The organism is Kribbella pittospori (assembly GCF_004331465.1).
Lineage (GTDB): Bacteria > Actinomycetota > Actinomycetes > Propionibacteriales > Kribbellaceae > Kribbella > Kribbella pittospori.
The window spans coordinates 58,661-74,055 of the sequence record NZ_SJKB01000023.1; the positions used below are offsets into that span (position 1 = coordinate 58,661).

Consider the following 15,395-nt stretch of genomic DNA (forward strand, 5'->3'; position numbering starts at 1 on the left):
TCAGGCCCAGGTGCCGGCAACGTGGAACTTCAGGTGCCGCGGCAACTGCCCGGACCAGTAACTCCAGTCGTGTCCGCCCTGGGTTTCTTCGTACAGGTGAGCGATGTGGTGACGGTGAAGATGCCGCGCGAAGGCACGGTTGGACTCGATTACCGAGTCGGCGGTGCCGCAGCCGAACGCGATTTGTAGTCCGGCTCGACGGTTGGCATCCAGGACGAGATGGGTCGGATCGTGCTCGAGTTCGGCGGCTTCGCCGGCCCAGATCCGCCGGCGACTGTCGTCATCGACGAACACGTACAGCTGATCGGGGCGAAAGTACCCACTCATCGCGGTAGCACTGGAGAACGCCATCGGGTGACGAAGCGCGAGAGTCAGCGCGGCGTACCCTCCCATCGACAAGCCGGTGATCCACCGACGACCGTCCAACGGGAACGTGACGTCAGCCCACGACAAAAGCTCCTGCATGAGCCACGTCTCTGCCTTGGCGGAGCCGTCGCTCCAGTCCGCCCATGCCGAGCCGTGCAGGATCCCGGTGTCCGACGGAGCGATGATGACCGGTTGATCAGTCGGTGAGACGTCGAGGATCCGGGACGCGATGTCGTGGACACGCGCCTTGAGGAACCAGTTATGTCCTGCGGCGTCATTCACGCCGTGCAGGAGCACCAGGAGCGGGTGTGGTCCCGGCCACGCAGGTTTCCAGGTCCAGACAGCAACCCGGGCACGATTGGCGGGACTGTAGACATCGGCGATGCTCACCCCCGCGGGAAGCACGCCCATCGGCCGACTCATCAGCCGACGGCCCTTGTCGCAGCGGCGATGCCGTCCAGGTCGGCGTCGAGGACATGCCGCACGGTGATCGATTCGACGTGCACGCCGGCAGGGGCATTGATCGCGGTGACGACCTGGTCAGCGACGTCGTCAGGAGTCAGAAACGCCTTGGAGCCGATGAATCCAGCCGGATCGGTGACCGCGGAGTTCCAGAATCCGGTGGTGACACCAGCCGGAAAGAGGGCAGTGACTTTGATTCCTGCGGCCAGGCCCTCCAGCTGCGCGGCCTCGGTGAAGCCGCGCACGGCGAACTTGGTTGCGCAGTAGGCAGCCTGCCCGGGTTCTGCTCGCTGTCCCGCGGTGGAGATGACGTTGACGATGTGGCCAGGGCACCCCAGGCGGGCCATCTCACGGAATGCCGCCGCAGTGAGTTGGATGACGGCCCGGACGTTCACCTGCCACATCAACTCGAGGTCTGCCATCCGGATCCGGTCGACCGGTGCATGGCGGGCCAGACCGGCGTTGTTGACCAGCAGATCCAGGCGGCCATACTGGTCCACCACGGTGTCGATCAGCCGACTGGTACCTTCAGCGTCGGCGAGATCCTGGACCACGCAGTCCTGCGCCGGTCGCTGGTCGACACCCACGACAGTCATACCGTCACCGATGAGCCGTTGCTTCACCGCGAGGCCGATGCCACTCGCGGCACCGGTCACCACTGCGACCCGGCTGTCGGTCCGCCCTGGCGCGGTCATCGGCGGATCACCGGGATCGCGTTAAATCGTTCGAGCACGGTTATCGTGTCCGCGCCGGCGCCTTCCCGGGCCCAGTCGATGTCGGGCTCACCGTCGAATTCCCACTCAGGCCATTCGCCGACCAGGACCTCCAAGAGGGCGTGCATCTCCAGCTCGGTGATGTTCATTCCCAGGCATGAGTGGCGGCCTGCGCCGAAGGCGAGATGCGGTTTGCGTTCACGGTGGATGTCGATGCGTTCAGGGCGTTCCCACACCGTCGCGTCGTGGTTGGCCGAGACGAAGCTGAGAACGACGTTCCGTTGCTGATCCCCGCTGGCTTGGACGACCCGCTCCATCTTCGGCAGCGGGGACAAGAAACGCGCGAGCTCGGCAACGGTGCGATTGAATGCCGCGGCGTTCCCAGCCAGGTAGCGGCGGTCGTCGGACGATCGGATGAGGTGCCAGACAAGTCCGGTCGCGAGCTTGATGACGGTGTCCCGTCCACCGGCCATGAGAACGCTGCCGATGCCGAACATCTCGGGTCGGGAGAGTTGTCGCCCGTCCACGACGAGCTGGGCTATCCGGTCCCAGATGTCCTGTCGCTCAGGATCTTCGACCGGCGCACGTTCAGCGTCATCGAACACCCGGGTGAGGTAGGCATGCAGCGTGTTCCCCGATCGCTGCGTTGGCTGGTCGAAGCGCCGTTCCCGGTGCGCGCGTTTCGACGCGGCAGTCACCTGGCCCGACGCCCATGCGTCCGCCGTCCAGACATCCGGCCCCCAGGACAGCCACTCGTCGTAGTCCTGAGGGCGGTCGAAGATGATCGTGAGGCAACCGATCACGTACGGCAACGCGAACTCCCCGCAGATCTCGCCGCCGCCGTTGGCGTTGATCCGGCCGATGAGGTCGCGAGCGAGCGCGCGAAACTGCGGCACCTTCGGCTCAATCGCCGAGCTCATGAAGATCGGCTGCACCGCCTCGCGGAACAGCGTGTGGCGCGGCGGGTCGAGCTCGAGCGGAAGCTGCTGATAGTCGCGCACATCCCGGTCCCCCACCACGTCGCTGGAGAACCGCGTGAAGTCCTTGGCCGCCGCGCGTACCTCTTTGTGCCCTCGGATCTCCACGCGGGCACTACCTGTCTCACGCATCGTCCACCCCACCATTTTGTGCGGTATCCGGTTTAATCTCCGGTGGCCGCACGCTAGCAGAGCAAGTCAGGTTTTGGCGAGAGCGACGTCGAGCGGATCTTGGACCAGCCGGTCGAATACCAGCTCCGCAGCGCCCCAGAGGGCACCGTTGACCGGTTCGCCTGCAGTACGAACGTCAACAGTGGCCCCGATGGACGGCAGCGTCGCGGCCAGCATGGCGGCTCGGAGTTGGTCATCGAACCGGGCGGCCAGCATGCCGAGGAAGCCGCCGAGAAGGATCACTTCCGGGTCGAAGATGTTCGCGACGTTGGCCAGTGTGACGGCGAGGGCACGTACCTGCCGGCGCGCTACACGCATGAACGCGGGGGCGTGCTCGGTGCGAACCAGCGACTCCAGCTCTGCGTCCGTGACGTGACGCAGACCCAGCGACTCGACAAGATCGTCTCGCTTGATCAGCGCCTCGACCGTGCCCGCGAAACCGCCGTAGTCCACGTCCGCAGCCGACGAGATCCGCATGTGGCCGAACTCGCCAGCCAGCCCATCCCGACCGGACAGAACCGCGTCGCCCGCCACAATTCCGCCGCCGATCCCACCGGCTCCGCCGAAGAGGTACACGAAGTCCGTGACGCCACGGACGGCGCCATGGCGCTGCTCGGCCACGGCAACCAACCGGGCGTTGTTGTCAACGAATACAGGCATCCGCAGCGCGCGGGAAAGCCCCGATGCGACGTCCGCATCCCGCCAGCCGAGCCTGGGTGCGAGCAGGACGCGGCCGCTGCGCTTGGACACCTGGCCTCCGATCGCCACGCCCGCCCCGGCGATCCGGCAACCGCCGGGCAGTACCTTGCGCAGTTCATCGCTTGTAGCCCGGCACAGCGCGACCACGTCATCGAGACTGTGGACGTTGCCTGCCTCGTGCCGCACCCGGTACAAAATGCGCCCACCGAGCGACACGACGCCGATCGTCAGCGCATCGCTCTCGGGGTTCACCGCCAGCGCGCCCACCAGGTCCGAGGCCCGGACGACATGACTAGGTCGTCCTGCCGTTCCGGTCTCCTTGACGTCGTCCTCGACCACCAGGCCGAGACCGACCAGTTGGGTGACCAACTCCCCCACAGTGGTACGGCTGAGCGCCAGCTCCTGCACGAGCCCGGTGCGGGAAATGGAGCCGGAACGACGCACCGCCCGCAGAACTGCCGACAGATTCTGGCGCCTGATGGCGTCCTTCCCCTGCGGGCCAGATCGGTCCCGCTCCAGCTCAGCCCGCATGCCGCAACGATAGTCGGTGCCAACTGTTTCGCTCCATCTTGCCTAATTAAACGGATATCGTATAATCCCTACGAGCTAAGGGAGAGCCATGATCGAGATCCGGGTGAACATGACGAAATGCCAGCACTACGGTCAGTGCGTGCTCGAGGCACCGGACACGTTCCGCTTCAACGACGCCGACCGACTCGAATACCAGGGTCGGGCAGCGGACGACGCACTCGGCCTCGTCGAGGCCGCAGCTGACGTCTGTCCGATGCAGGCGATCATGTTCACGGAACGCCCGGAGTGAACGATGTCCTCCTGATCGTTGGGGCATCGCTAGCCGGCCTTCGGACCGCAGAATCGGCCCGCAGGTACGGCTACACCGGGCCCATCACGATCCTCGGCGATGAGCCGCATCTCCCGTACAACCGGCCACCTCTCTCTAAGAGCGCGCTGGCATCGGAGATTCTCATCGAAGAACTCACCCTTCCACGCAGGGCAGCGGTCGCCGACGTGCGATGGCTGCTCGGTACTAGAGCAATGCGCGCCGACGTATCTGCCAGCGTTGTCGTCGACGACCGAGACCGTGTCCACCCCTACAGATGGCTAGTTGCTGCCACCGGACTCCGACCGCGCCGCCTCCCTCGCCGGGTGCCAGGCTGCCTCGCGCTGAAAACCTATGAGGACGCCGTCGCGATGCGGACCGTCCTTCGCGCGAGACCGTCGATCGTGATCGCTGGATCCGGGTTCATCGCGTGCGAAGCCGCCGCGACCGCCCGAACGATGGGCTGCGACGTCCTCGTCGTGACCTCCCTCGACTACCCCCTCCAGAACACCCTCGGTCCGGCTCCTGCCCGCGCGCTGAGACAACTGCACGAACGGCACGGCGTACGATTCCTTGCTGGCCGGAAGGTCATCGACGCCTTGGGTGACGCCCGGGTGACCGGTGTACTTCTCGACAACGGGGCCGAGATCCCTTGTGACCTCATCATTGAGTGCATGGGATCGCACCCGAATGCCGAGTGGCTCACCGGCAACGATCTCAACCTCGAGCACGGAGTGCTCACCGACAGCAACCTACGGGCGGTCAAGAGGGACGGTACGCCACACCTGTCCTTTTACGTTGTCGGCGACCTCGGTCGGTTCCCTTGTCCGGCTGCCACCGGCGCGGCCAACCTCATCGGACACTGGAACATCGCTATCGAAAGCGGCAAACACGTCGGCCGCCAGATCGCAGCCGCCGACCAAGACCTAGACGCACAGCACCAGCCCTTCGTTCCCTTGCCGTCGTTCTGGAGCGATCAGTACGACAGCCACCTGCTCTCCTACGGCATGCCTCAACGGGCGAACCGGATCGAACTCCTCCACGGAACGCCCAACTCGGAGTTCGTATTCGGGTACTACCGAGACGACGATCTGATCGGCGTCTGCGGGCTAGGCATGCGATCGACTGTCATGCGCTACCGCGACCAGATCCACCCTTGGCACTCCGAAAGCAAAGAGCTCGACCCGCGGCAGAATTCGGGCCGGTCTGTCCGGCTGGACCCTTGACGACGGGACCGTCCCTCCACGCTGCACGCACACGGAGAGCAGCGCGCCGCAGGTAGAGGACACCTCGACCGACGCCAGAGCATGTGCTTGGACTGTCAGCCACCCGCGACCGTCAGTAGTTTCAGTAGCCCCGCCTGGCAGCACCGGATGAGTGCGGATCGAACCATCGTCATGGTGCACCACAAACTGCGGGCATGCGATCGGCTTCGCAATGCTTGAGGGTGTTGAGAATCGATCGTTTCTCAACACCCCCGCCGAACAGGCCGGCCGGATCCCGATCCCGACACGCCGCACCGCAAGTGTCGAAGAACGTGTTGCAAACCCGGAGTGTCTAACAACTCCCCGCACGCCCTTTCCAACAGTCGGCGTGTGACATCCACCGAACTCGCCCGCAGGGCCGCCCTGCCGCTCGATCCCGACCCGCTCGGCGTCATCGGCGGCAGCATGCTCCTCGGGTACGCCCGGGTGGCCACCAGAGAGCAGAACCTGCACCGCCAGATCGACGCCCTGAACGCGGCTGGCTGCAGCCGGATCTGGCAGGAGAAGCTCAGCGGCAAGAACGCCGATCGGCCCGACCCACAGGACTGCCTGGCGTTCGCGCGCCCCAACGACGTCGTCACGGTCACCGAGCTGTGGCGGCTCGGCCGGAACTTCCAGGACCTGATCCAGATCGTCAGCGGGCTGCGTCGGCGTAAGGTCGGGTTCAAGTCGTTGCACGAGGCACTCGACACCACCACCCCCGGGCGGCCGGATGATCTTCCACGTCTTCGCCGCGCTCGGCGAGTTCATCCGCGAGATGATCGTCCAGGGCACCCGCGAAGGTCTCGATGCCGCCAAGGCCCGCGGAACCCGCCTAGGCCGGCCGCCCGCGATGAACGAGGAACAGGTCCGGCACGCCAAGGATCTGCTCGGCAACCCCGAGAACACCGTGTCCTCGATCGCCCGGCTGCTCGGCGTTAGCCGCGCCACCATCTACAAGTATGTTCCGGAGCTCCGCTCCACCGCCGTACCTAGCGGGTCGGCTCCACTCGAGCTCCCCGCGGCCAGTACGGCGGATCAGCTGGCGCCGATGCCGAAGCCACCCCGGGTGGCGGCCTGCCCGACCTGCGGGTACCGCCCCTCGAGCAAGTACGAGCTGCAGTTGCATCGCGAAGGCCTCGAAACCGTCTGGCTGCTCGCCGATCCGGAGCAGCCCGGCACGGCGATCGTCGAGCGAACGCTGCCAGCCCCATCAGGCGCGCATCATCATCTGCGGCCTGTGCAGCTCGACCGTGATCCTCGGCGACGAGCTCGCGCACGGCGACCCGGCACAGACACCGGACACAGCCTGACTGTGGCTCGCCGACCTCGGCTGGAGATGTGCCGGCGGCTGATGGATGTGCGGCGATCACCTCCCAAACCCCTCGACGAACTGACCGCTCGGCTGGGCAGCACCGGCACAGATACCTTGCCGTCGAGGTACTGCTGATCGACGACGTCCTGTTCTTGGACATCGCCGGGGTCCTGGTCCTGGAGACAAGATCCGAACCCAGGGCATCGACCGCGACCTGGCGAACCCACCGGCGCAGCGTCTCCGGCCTCATCCCCGGCCGGCCCGCGACCGTGGTGATCGCCTCCCACTCACTGGCGTAATCGCCCCGATGCTCGGTCACCAACCGGACCGCCTTGGCCTTGGTCTGCTCGTCGTACTTCCTCGGCATGAGTGCCACCTTCCGAACGAAGGAGGTGTGCATCAAACCCGAGGTGGTTCACCCTCGACCCCTGGCGAATCGGCGCGATCACCGCCGCAGCACTCGTCCTACTCCAGCCCCAACGAGGCACCCGGTGAGAAGACTTCAGTGACGTCAGTCTAACGGGACATCATCGAGATGTTTGAAGCGGTTGCTTATGCTCGCGGCATTCTTGTGTGCTGTGCTGGGGCGGCGCATGATGGCTATTGGGGGGACATCGGTGTACGCGGCGAGATGCCATGTCGACGGCTCACCCATCTCGATACCGCCCCGGACATGTGCTGGCGTGAAGCCGCTCAATACCGCGCACCAAGGCGACCGGCGGAGTCTCCGATGGATGAAGCCACGACGCCCGGGATCCACACCGTGGACGTGCCGACCTCCGGGCCCACGACCGGCGTCCGCGCTTCGATCACTGTTGGTGGGGATCTCAGGGGGCAGATCGCGGTCGGCAACAACATCGTGCAGATGCAGATTGGCGAGGTGCACGGCAACGTCATCATGCCCGTCGATCAATCCGTGAAGGTCGACCGCCGCCCATCGCCGCTCCGGTTGCTTCCCCGTCGCCCTGCCGCCTTTGTCGATCGAGACGGGGAGACGACCACAGCGAGAGCTGTGCTCGGCGACGGATTGAGCCTGTCCTTCACCGGTGGGCCTGGGATCGGCAAATCCAGCCTGCTACGTCATCTCGCACATCAGCCATTCATTGGTGGCTCCGGCGGAATTGCTCACCTGTCCGTTCGGGGCCAGCCCCTCGACGATGTGCTGCACTGCCTGTTCGATCTCTGCTACGAGTCCGATCGGCCGTACAAGCCGACCCATGGGCAGTTGCGTCACTATCTTCAGTCGATCGACTGCACTATCCTTCTCGATGACCTGATGGGCGGGCCTGATGATGTCGCGGCCCTCCTGGATTTCGTGCCCCAATGCCGCTTCGTCATCTCCGCTGATCAGCTTGGCGACCTCGACGGCTTGCGGTCCGTGCTGATGTCAGGGCTTTCATCGGAGTTCGCGATCGAGGTGTTCGCCAACACGCTAGGGCGTAGCTTGGGGGCGCAGGAGCGCCTTGCGGCAACCGCTTTGTCTACAGCCGTGAGCGGCGTACCGCTGTCCCTGGTTCAGACCGCCGCTGCCGTCAGGGATGGCCTGGTCACGCTGGAGGAAGCGGCGATGACCACGCCGGAGTTGTGGAATGAGGTTGCGGCTAGGGACGAGCCTGACCGTCGTCTCTTGGCGACGTTAGCTGCTCTGCCGGCTCTGCGTCTCAGCGCGGAGGATCTCCGCTTGGCGTCCGGCGTGGCCGACACGGTCGCGCGTCTGTCCGATCTTGCTGCCAGTGGCTTGGTGCAGGTTGCTCCTGCCCCGAACCAAGAAGAAGACGGCTACGAGGTGGTATCGGGAGTTCTCGAAAGCCTTCCGGCCGTGGCCGTGACTGCCGCACGCCGGCATGTGCGTGACTACCTGATTGCGTGGGCACAAAGGCGTCCGCGGGACCCGACACCGACTCTGCGGGTGCAGGCTGGTGTTGAGCTCCTACGGGCTTCGGCGGAGGCCCGCCGGTGGAGTGATGCCCTTGCCTTAGCGCGAGGGGTCGACGAGGCGCTTGCCCTGTCTGGGCGGTGGGGGACGTGGCTGCAGGCCTTGTCCGTGCAGCTCACGGCTTCCCGCGAGATCTCCGACGAGGCGGCCGAGGCTTACGCGTTGCACCAGCTAGGGACACGGTCGCTCTGCCTCGGAGAGGTGGACACGGCGCGTGCGCAGCTGACCGACGCACTTCACCTGCGCGAGGCCCACGGTGACGCGGCGGGGGCCAGCGTGACGCGGCATAACCTTGGCATGTTGCCAGCACCGCCGGTGGCCGGTGGCGGGGATCCGACCAGCGATGAGTCATGGTGGTTCCGTGTCTGGAGCGCCGTACGGGCCGTTCCGATGGTGGTCAAGGCATTCGTTCTCTTGGTGTTGACGCTGACCGTCTTGGTCACATCTGTCGCTCTGGGCGGTTGGCCTGGGGCGTCCATGATCACGAAGGCCGATCTCATCCCCAGTGCTCTGTCGTACCAAAGTCAGCTGATCAACACGGCTAGCAAACCGCTCGCCATCACTGTCGGCAACCCAAGCGATGAGACGCTCGGCATCGGTGCAGTGCACATCGCCGGACAGCACCCGAGCGATTTCTCCATCACATCGGGGACCTGTGGGCGATTGCCAGCCGACGGCAGATGTCAGGTATCGGTGACGTTTACGCCCACTGCGAAGGGCACTCGCAAAGCCGTGCTCGCGCTCGTACTGAGCCAGGCGGGTTCCGAAGACCACCGCGAGGTGTCACTCGTCGGAACTGGGATCGTGGACTCAGGGGGAGCGATGACTGTGGTGCCGACTCGACTGTCGTTCGCTGCTCGGCCGGTGGCCACGTCCAGCAGTGCGCAGACAGTCTCCGTCAGGAACACTACTGGCGAGACTCGGCAGCTAGGTGCCGTCCGCGCCACTGGGGTCGGTGCGAGTGACTTTCGACTTGTCCCGGGGAACTGTCGGCAGATCAAGCTGAGGCGGAATGCGCGGTGCCGGCTTCAGGTGATTTTCGTGCCAAGCGCAATCGGCACTCGGTCTGCGACGTTGAGGTTGGCTGTGTCCGGAGAGCCCGAGGTTGTCGTGCCGCTCTTGGGCACCGGAGTTGACGTCAGCCAGCTTCCGCCGCCGACACTGACTGTGCCGCAGGCTGTGGTCCAAGAGGCGACCGGACCGACCGGGGCGTCCGTCGTCTATCGCGCAACAGCGGTCGACGGAATCGGCCGCACCTTGTCGCCGATGTGCGTACCGGCCTCGGGCAGCCAGTTCGCGATCGGCACGAAGTCTGTGACCTGCACCGCAACCGACATTGCCGGCCACAGCGCGACGGCCGCGTTCCAGGTCACGGTCCGCGATACACGGCCACCACAACTCGAACTGCCAGGCGATCTCACGGTCGAAGCCGAAAGCAAGGGTGGCGCGTGGGTCAGGGTTCGAACGCCAAGCGCGAGTGACGTTGTGAGCGGCACTGCAAAGGTGGAGTGCAGTCTGTCTTCCAGACGCGGGCTGCTTGGCAAGGCCGATGGAAGCAGGCTGTTCCCACTCGGTACGACCAACTTCGATTGCTCGGCCACCGACGCCGCCGGGAACACTGCCGATGGAACATTCTCGGTCAGCGTCGTCGACACCACGCCACCTGACCTGATCGTGCCGACGGAGAGCATCAGCGTGGAAGGGAGTAGCCAGGCTGACGGGGCTGACGTCGACTACGAGGTATCAGCGTCGGACAAAGTGGATGGACCCATAACTCCACACTGCGAGCCAGCCTCCGGCGAACACTTCGAATTTGGCACAAAGGAAGTGACGTGCGACGCAACCGACCGGAGCGGCAACACGAGCCACGCGAGCTTCACGGTGATCGTGAATCAGCCGGTGGGGTAATTGAAGGGATATGACCGTGACCAAAGATCCGGCACCAGGCAGCATTGAGGCACACATCGACGGTGACGTCCACGGGCAGGTAGCCGTAGGCAACGACATTCGCCAAGAACAGTATGTTGGCGTTCCACGCGTACAGGTCACTGAGGAAGAGCGACAAGAACTGCGCGCAGCGGTCGACCAGCTCAAGGCAGAGGTTGCTGCGGCGGCTCCGCCGGAGTTGCGCCAGGCGGCGATCGAATGCGTTCAGGAGCTCGACGAGGCGGTGAACACCGACGAGCCGGACCTGAGCAAGATCGAATATGTCCGAGGCTGGATCGGACGGCACCTCCCCCAGATCGCGGGCTCGATCACCAGTCTCGTCTTCCATCCCGTACTGGGGAAGCTTGTCGAAGCCGCGGGCGGTATGCTCGCAGATGAGTTCCGTCGCCGCTTTGGATCCAAGCCTCAGACCTGACCGAGTCTCAGCGAGCTAGGCCCAACAGATCGATCAGTCGGTCCCAGCTGGGGCAGCACGCGGTTGACCAGTTGCTTGTGGAAGCGGTCGGGTTGGGTGTGAAGGCTGCGAAATGGCTGGCCGTTGAGTCCCTAAGGGATGTCGAGCGGTTCCGGCTGGCTTAGCGTGGTGGTTGAGACGGGCCGGTCGATGGAGCACCTTGTGACTCCTTGCTTCGCGGGCCCGTCGTTGTCGTGGTGCGGGCTCGGCGGATCTCTTCGGGGACCGTGTAGCGGTCGGCGATGATCCTTCGGGCCTCGGCGGTGTTGACCCGGCGTCCGTCGATGTCGCGCAGCTGGTAGGAGCTCTGGTTGCGCCAGCAGGCGACCATGCAGGTCAATCCCACCCTCCGTCTCACCAACGAATCTCCGGCCTGGCATGGTGTGCCTAACCAACGACGTGGCGACAGAGTTGTCACGGCAGAGATCGACCAGCTCGGAATCTACGCCCTGACTCAGCCGACCTGACGACCACCACCACGAACGACGCAGGGCGTAGGTACCTGATGAAACCCTTGGGCATGTCCAGACTTTTGCCAGAGCGCAGCGGTCGAGGTCGTCAGTACAGAACCTCACGCGGTCGGTGGCCAGCCAGCCGGGCATCGAAGTCGGCCTCGCTAACTTGGCCCTACTGACCTGAGTCCGTGCATATCCACACGACCGCTCCCGATCTCCGAATTCATCAGACTGATGGCCCAGCTCAGCAGCGTCGGCTGGTCGACCGTGCCACGAGTGGCTCAGGGAGTCGACCAGCCGACGACAGAATGAGCGAGGTCTCCATGTTCATTCGAGACGCAACATGAGTTCCTCTTCTCCAAACTCATAGCGGAGCTTGAAGAGCTTGCCTGCGCTGACGTCCAGTTGTCCGTCTCCGGAGCCCGGGACCTCCACCATCTCGCCCTCGTAGTCGAACGTCGACAAGGACGACAGGATGTAGGTGTGCGTTCCAGGCTTCAGGACAGTGACTGTGAGGGTCGCGGTGGGGTGAGCAACGTCGACAGTGAGGGTGCCGACCACGCGGTCATCCACCTGAACCTTCACCTGCTCGGTGATCTGGTCTTCACCCAGCACATCCTGGATCGTGAAATCGATCGAAGTCGGAGTCTCCGCGGCCGCGCTGGGCGCGTGAGCCTCTGTCTGAGAGTCCGGCACGATCGATCGCGAGGCCTCATCGCTTTGAGCGACGACTGGGCTGACCATGATTGCGACAAATACCAACGTGATGCCGACGACCGCCGACACCAATCTCCCGACCGCAGTCACCTTCGGGACCTTGAGTTCGCGCAGTTCGAAACCGCCGCCGACGGCGGCGACGAGAAGCAGCAGGCCACCAAAGAATCCCGCGAGTACGCTCAATGTCATTTCGAAACCCCCTGAAGAATTGGTCCGTCCCCGATGTCATGTGGAGACGGGGACCGGACCGTGTTGACTGGCGCGCACTTGCGCCATGGCTGAGTCCAGAGCGACGTGGTCCGGATAGCCGTACCGCCTACCGACGGTGTAGACCTGATGCCGGTCGGTCTTCATGACTGCGGCCACAAACCAGACAGGACTGCCGCCGGCCAGCATCGACACGATGGTTCGGTGTTCTGGTAATACGCACATGCTGAGCTCCTCATCGATTCGTCACGGTCCTTCGCCCGCCCTGCTGGCGGATGACGTGCCGTACTGCTAGACGCTAGGATTCGAATGCCGCCATCGCGTCTGTCTTGAGGCGCAACTTCGCATGCTCGAATGCCTCACCATGGATGGAGGTTGGTTTACTCCTGCAGCCAGACACAGGAACGAGTGCGACGCATCTCACCCGCGATCGACATCGCCCTGCGTATGAACGGACTGAACGCTCCGAAATGGCAACATGCGCTTGATTGCCGATCAATCCACTGACAGCAACCAGACTTTCGGGCAACGGTGGCCACCTGAGCGTTTGCGGCGCACACTGAAAGGATCCTGGGTTCACATTTGGGGGCGATGAAAATGGGATCCAGCCCTTGCGTCTCAGTCGTGTCGATTCAGCGCCGCGAAGCTGGCAGCCTTGCTGAGGGACACCTCGCCTGGGGTGTCCTGGCTGCACCCGACATGATCATCGTGCACGGACCACTCGGCTGGCTCCATGACACCGGGGTCGTGTTCGACGTCCTCCTTGCAGGAGCAGAGCCAGTAGGCCCAGGAACTGTCGAGAGGATTGAAGCGAAGCAGGCCGACATCGTCGGACTGGGTGGCGACGCGGAAGGAGCAGGAGCCATCGCGGTCATTACCCTGTCTCACAGGTCTCGCTACCAGCCGCAGGTCGCATCCACAGCACCAAGCGAGCTCCGCTCCGCCCTTGAGCAGGAATCAAACATCTGGAATGCCCTAGAGCGCCTCGAAGCAGTACCTTCGGGGGTCCGTGATCGCTCTCCGAGCGACGTGTTCGGCCCGATCGAGGAGTGGGAGATCAACCGCAGGCACGGCTTGATCGTCAGCACCGAGCTCGGCGGACTGGACGAAGTCATTCTCAAGTGGTGCCGTATAACCCGGACGTGCGACTGTCCGAGCTCACAGTGGTGGCCATGAGATTTATCCGCCGACGGCCGGTCATGATCGACCTGCTCGTTGCGTTGGGCTTGTGTGTCCTCGACCTCCTGGTGTCATGGGACACCGACCGCAGCGGTGGCCTGTCCGGAGGAGTAGCGACGCCCGTCTATGCGGTCGCAGGCTATCTGGCGCTGGTGTGGAGACGTCGGTATCCGCTCGCGGTCTACCTCGTCATGCTTGTCCATAGCATCCTCGCCTACATCGTCGTACCGGGCTTCGTGCCCACCCTGGGCGTTTGGCTCGCGCTGTACACGGTCGCATCCCGATGTAGCCGTCTGACGTCCTTGTGTGCCCTCGTCGCCGCGTACGTGCCAACGGCGCTCAATGTCGCCGACGAGGTGCGTCGGGCCCCGCCCGCTGAGCGGAGCGACGCCTTTCTCGTCTCGGCGGTCCTCGGAGTTCTCTTCACGACGATCGTGTTCGGCGTGGGCCGCTGGGTCGCATGGAGCAGACGCCAGCGCCAGTTGGTGGCTGAACTCGCGGCAGCCGAGGCCGTAACCGCAGAGCGGAACCGAATCGCCCGCGACATGCATGACATCGTCGCGCATTCTGTAAGCCTGATGCTCCTTCAAGCGGGCGCTGCGGCGGCTGTCTTGACGACCGCTCCAGCAAGCGCCGCACGCGCCTTGCAAACTGTAGATACCCTCGGGCAACAGGCCATCCGTGAACTCCACCACCTTCTCGGCGTTCTAGACAGTGGATCGAGCGATCCGGATGCGACCACTCCCCCGAACGTTGCCCATATCGTCGACCTCGTCCGGCAACTCTCCACGAGCGGTGTTCCGATTGCATTCACGGTGACAGGAGCACCAGAAAGTGTCGACCCAGGCGTTGACGTATGTGCGTACCGGATCGCGCAAGAGGCACTGACCAACATCGTCAAGTACTCCGACGTCACCACTACCGCCGGCGTCCAGGTGCGATGGGGACACGAGGAAGTTGTGCTGGACTTCAGGAACACCTCCAACCGGCGGCGTCGGCCCGGTTCGCATAGGTTGTCCACCGGCCATGGCCTCGTCGGAATGCGCGAGCGAGCCAAGGCCGTCGGCGGCCGCTGTGAGTCGGAGCGACTCGACGATGGCACGTTCCATGTGGTCGCGGTGTTGCCTCATCGGATGCCAGCCTTGCTTGCAGGCCAGGCCCCGGCCGCCCAACAGAGCGACCGGGGCCGACCGGCATCTGATCCAGCAGACAGCCGTCCAACCGTCAACGCCAAACCTGAATCTTCGCAATGAAGGCCCCGTCGCCGTTGCCCGGCCGGTCGTCGTTGATGCGGAAGGACAATCGCGTTCTTCCGGGTCCGAGAGTCGAGTTCTGGTATGTGCGACGCATCCCAGAGCCGATCCAGAAGTAGTTGTCCTCGGCCGTCCAGCCGAGCACACCGAACGGAGCAGCACCGGGGAGCGGCGAGTCGTTGTTCGCCGACCAGCCCGGCCATCCGTTCGGCCCGTTGCGACCGGTGAACCACACGCCGGCCCAGATCGACCCGGTCACACTGATGTCGATCCAATCGCCGTTCTGCAGTTCGACATTGGCATCTACGTTGGTGTCGAACTCCCTGATCACAACGTACTTGTCCACAACGAGAGCCATCTCGTTCCTCCTCCAGACGGACCTCGCACGAGTTGCGAGATCGGTCATGCCAGCGTCGAGCTTGCTGACGTGGCCAGTCGTCAGTCGCAGGACAGAAATCCCGC

The 15,395-nt window shown here is 64.3% G+C and carries 12 protein-coding genes and 3 pseudogenes; 8 read left to right on the forward strand and 7 right to left on the reverse strand.

The window, feature by feature from the left end:
• The 4 genes from E0H73_RS41000 to E0H73_RS41015 all read right to left on the reverse strand — a co-directional run bounded on the left by E0H73_RS41000 (window position 1) and on the right by E0H73_RS41015 (window position 3,919).
• Window positions 1-789: an alpha/beta hydrolase gene (locus E0H73_RS41000; RefSeq protein WP_131365914.1), complete on the reverse strand. Its 789-nt coding sequence runs from the start codon at window positions 787-789 to the stop codon at window positions 1-3.
• Window positions 789-1,523 (reverse strand): SDR family oxidoreductase, encoded by a 735-nt coding sequence (locus E0H73_RS41005; RefSeq protein WP_131365916.1) that lies wholly within the window; start codon window positions 1,521-1,523, stop codon window positions 789-791. Before E0H73_RS41005 ends, E0H73_RS41000 begins: the two co-directional genes overlap by 1 nt.
• On the reverse strand, window positions 1,520-2,626 hold the full coding sequence (locus tag E0H73_RS41010; RefSeq protein WP_165556060.1) for a cytochrome P450: 1,107 nt from the start codon (window positions 2,624-2,626) through the stop codon (window positions 1,520-1,522). Before E0H73_RS41010 ends, E0H73_RS41005 begins: the two co-directional genes overlap by 4 nt.
• A 90-nt stretch (window positions 2,627-2,716) precedes the next feature.
• A complete protein-coding gene (locus tag E0H73_RS41015; RefSeq protein ID WP_131365919.1) occupies window positions 2,717-3,919 on the reverse strand; it encodes an ROK family transcriptional regulator in 1,203 nt (400 codons plus the stop codon).
• A gap of 88 nt (window positions 3,920-4,007) precedes the next feature.
• Here E0H73_RS41015 and E0H73_RS41020 point away from each other — a divergent pair, with 88 nt between their 5' ends.
• From E0H73_RS41020 to E0H73_RS46780, 4 genes and pseudogenes are all read left to right on the forward strand, one after another.
• The gene (locus tag E0H73_RS41020) at window positions 4,008-4,208 is read left to right on the forward strand and encodes a ferredoxin (protein ID WP_131365921.1); all 201 of its coding nucleotides are present in this window, start codon (window positions 4,008-4,010) and stop codon (window positions 4,206-4,208) included.
• Window positions 4,205-5,452 (forward strand): NAD(P)/FAD-dependent oxidoreductase, encoded by a 1,248-nt coding sequence (locus E0H73_RS41025; protein ID WP_131365923.1) that lies wholly within the window; start codon window positions 4,205-4,207, stop codon window positions 5,450-5,452. The genes E0H73_RS41020 and E0H73_RS41025 overlap by 4 nt, the downstream gene beginning before the upstream one ends.
• 444 nt (window positions 5,453-5,896) lie before the next feature.
• Window positions 5,897-6,175 (forward strand): annotated as a pseudogene (locus E0H73_RS48535) (recombinase family protein); the annotation flags it as partial.
• Between the two features lie 25 nt (window positions 6,176-6,200).
• Window positions 6,201-6,920: pseudogene (locus tag E0H73_RS46780) on the forward strand (helix-turn-helix domain-containing protein); the annotation flags it as partial.
• Window positions 6,921-6,984: 64 nt separating this feature from the next.
• Here the strand turns inward: E0H73_RS46780 and E0H73_RS47680 are convergent.
• A pseudogene (locus E0H73_RS47680) lies at window positions 6,985-7,152 on the reverse strand (transposase); the annotation flags it as partial.
• Between the two features lie 363 nt (window positions 7,153-7,515).
• Here E0H73_RS47680 and E0H73_RS41035 point away from each other — a divergent pair.
• Window positions 7,516-10,629, forward strand: a complete 3,114-nt coding sequence (locus E0H73_RS41035; RefSeq protein WP_165556062.1) for a choice-of-anchor D domain-containing protein — start codon at window positions 7,516-7,518, stop codon at window positions 10,627-10,629.
• A 16-nt stretch (window positions 10,630-10,645) separates the two neighbouring features.
• A complete protein-coding gene (locus tag E0H73_RS41040; RefSeq protein ID WP_131365926.1) occupies window positions 10,646-11,083 on the forward strand; it encodes a hypothetical protein in 438 nt (145 codons plus the stop codon).
• An 821-nt stretch (window positions 11,084-11,904) separates the two neighbouring features.
• On the opposite strand, the gene E0H73_RS41045 is transcribed toward E0H73_RS41040, so the two are convergent.
• Entirely contained in the window at window positions 11,905-12,483 is a 579-nt protein-coding gene (locus E0H73_RS41045) for a hypothetical protein (RefSeq protein WP_131365928.1), read from the reverse strand.
• A 642-nt stretch (window positions 12,484-13,125) separates the two neighbouring features.
• Here E0H73_RS41045 and E0H73_RS41055 point away from each other — a divergent pair.
• Together E0H73_RS41055 and E0H73_RS41060 are read left to right on the forward strand one after the other, a co-directional pair.
• Window positions 13,126-13,677: a hypothetical protein gene (locus tag E0H73_RS41055; protein WP_131365931.1), complete on the forward strand. Its 552-nt coding sequence runs from the start codon at window positions 13,126-13,128 to the stop codon at window positions 13,675-13,677.
• Window positions 13,674-14,933 carry a sensor histidine kinase gene (locus tag E0H73_RS41060; RefSeq protein WP_131365933.1) on the forward strand — a complete coding sequence of 420 codons (1,260 nt, stop codon included), beginning with the start codon at window positions 13,674-13,676 and terminating at the stop codon, window positions 14,931-14,933. The genes E0H73_RS41055 and E0H73_RS41060 overlap by 4 nt, the downstream gene beginning before the upstream one ends.
• Here E0H73_RS41060 and E0H73_RS41065 read toward each other — a convergent pair.
• On the reverse strand, window positions 14,905-15,291 hold the full coding sequence (locus E0H73_RS41065) for a hypothetical protein (RefSeq protein ID WP_131365935.1): 387 nt from the start codon (window positions 15,289-15,291) through the stop codon (window positions 14,905-14,907). The genes E0H73_RS41060 and E0H73_RS41065 overlap by 29 nt on opposite strands.
• Window positions 15,292-15,395 lie beyond the last annotated feature (104 nt).

Coding starts and splice junctions, on each gene's coding strand:
- E0H73_RS41000 (WP_131365914.1), bottom strand. CDS start 789: ATGAGTCGGCCGATGGGCGTGCTTCCCGCGGGGGTGAGCATCGCCGAT.
- E0H73_RS41005 (WP_131365916.1), bottom strand. CDS start 1,523: ATGACCGCGCCAGGGCGGACCGACAGCCGGGTCGCAGTGGTGACCGGT.
- E0H73_RS41015 (WP_131365919.1), bottom strand. CDS start 3,919: ATGCGGGCTGAGCTGGAGCGGGACCGATCTGGCCCGCAGGGGAAGGAC.
- E0H73_RS41020 (WP_131365921.1), top strand. CDS start 4,008: ATGATCGAGATCCGGGTGAACATGACGAAATGCCAGCACTACGGTCAG.
- E0H73_RS41035 (WP_165556062.1), top strand. CDS start 7,516: ATGGATGAAGCCACGACGCCCGGGATCCACACCGTGGACGTGCCGACC.
- E0H73_RS41045 (WP_131365928.1), bottom strand. CDS start 12,483: ATGACATTGAGCGTACTCGCGGGATTCTTTGGTGGCCTGCTGCTTCTC.
- E0H73_RS41060 (WP_131365933.1), top strand. CDS start 13,674: ATGAGATTTATCCGCCGACGGCCGGTCATGATCGACCTGCTCGTTGCG.
- E0H73_RS41065 (WP_131365935.1), bottom strand. CDS start 15,291: ATGGCTCTCGTTGTGGACAAGTACGTTGTGATCAGGGAGTTCGACACC.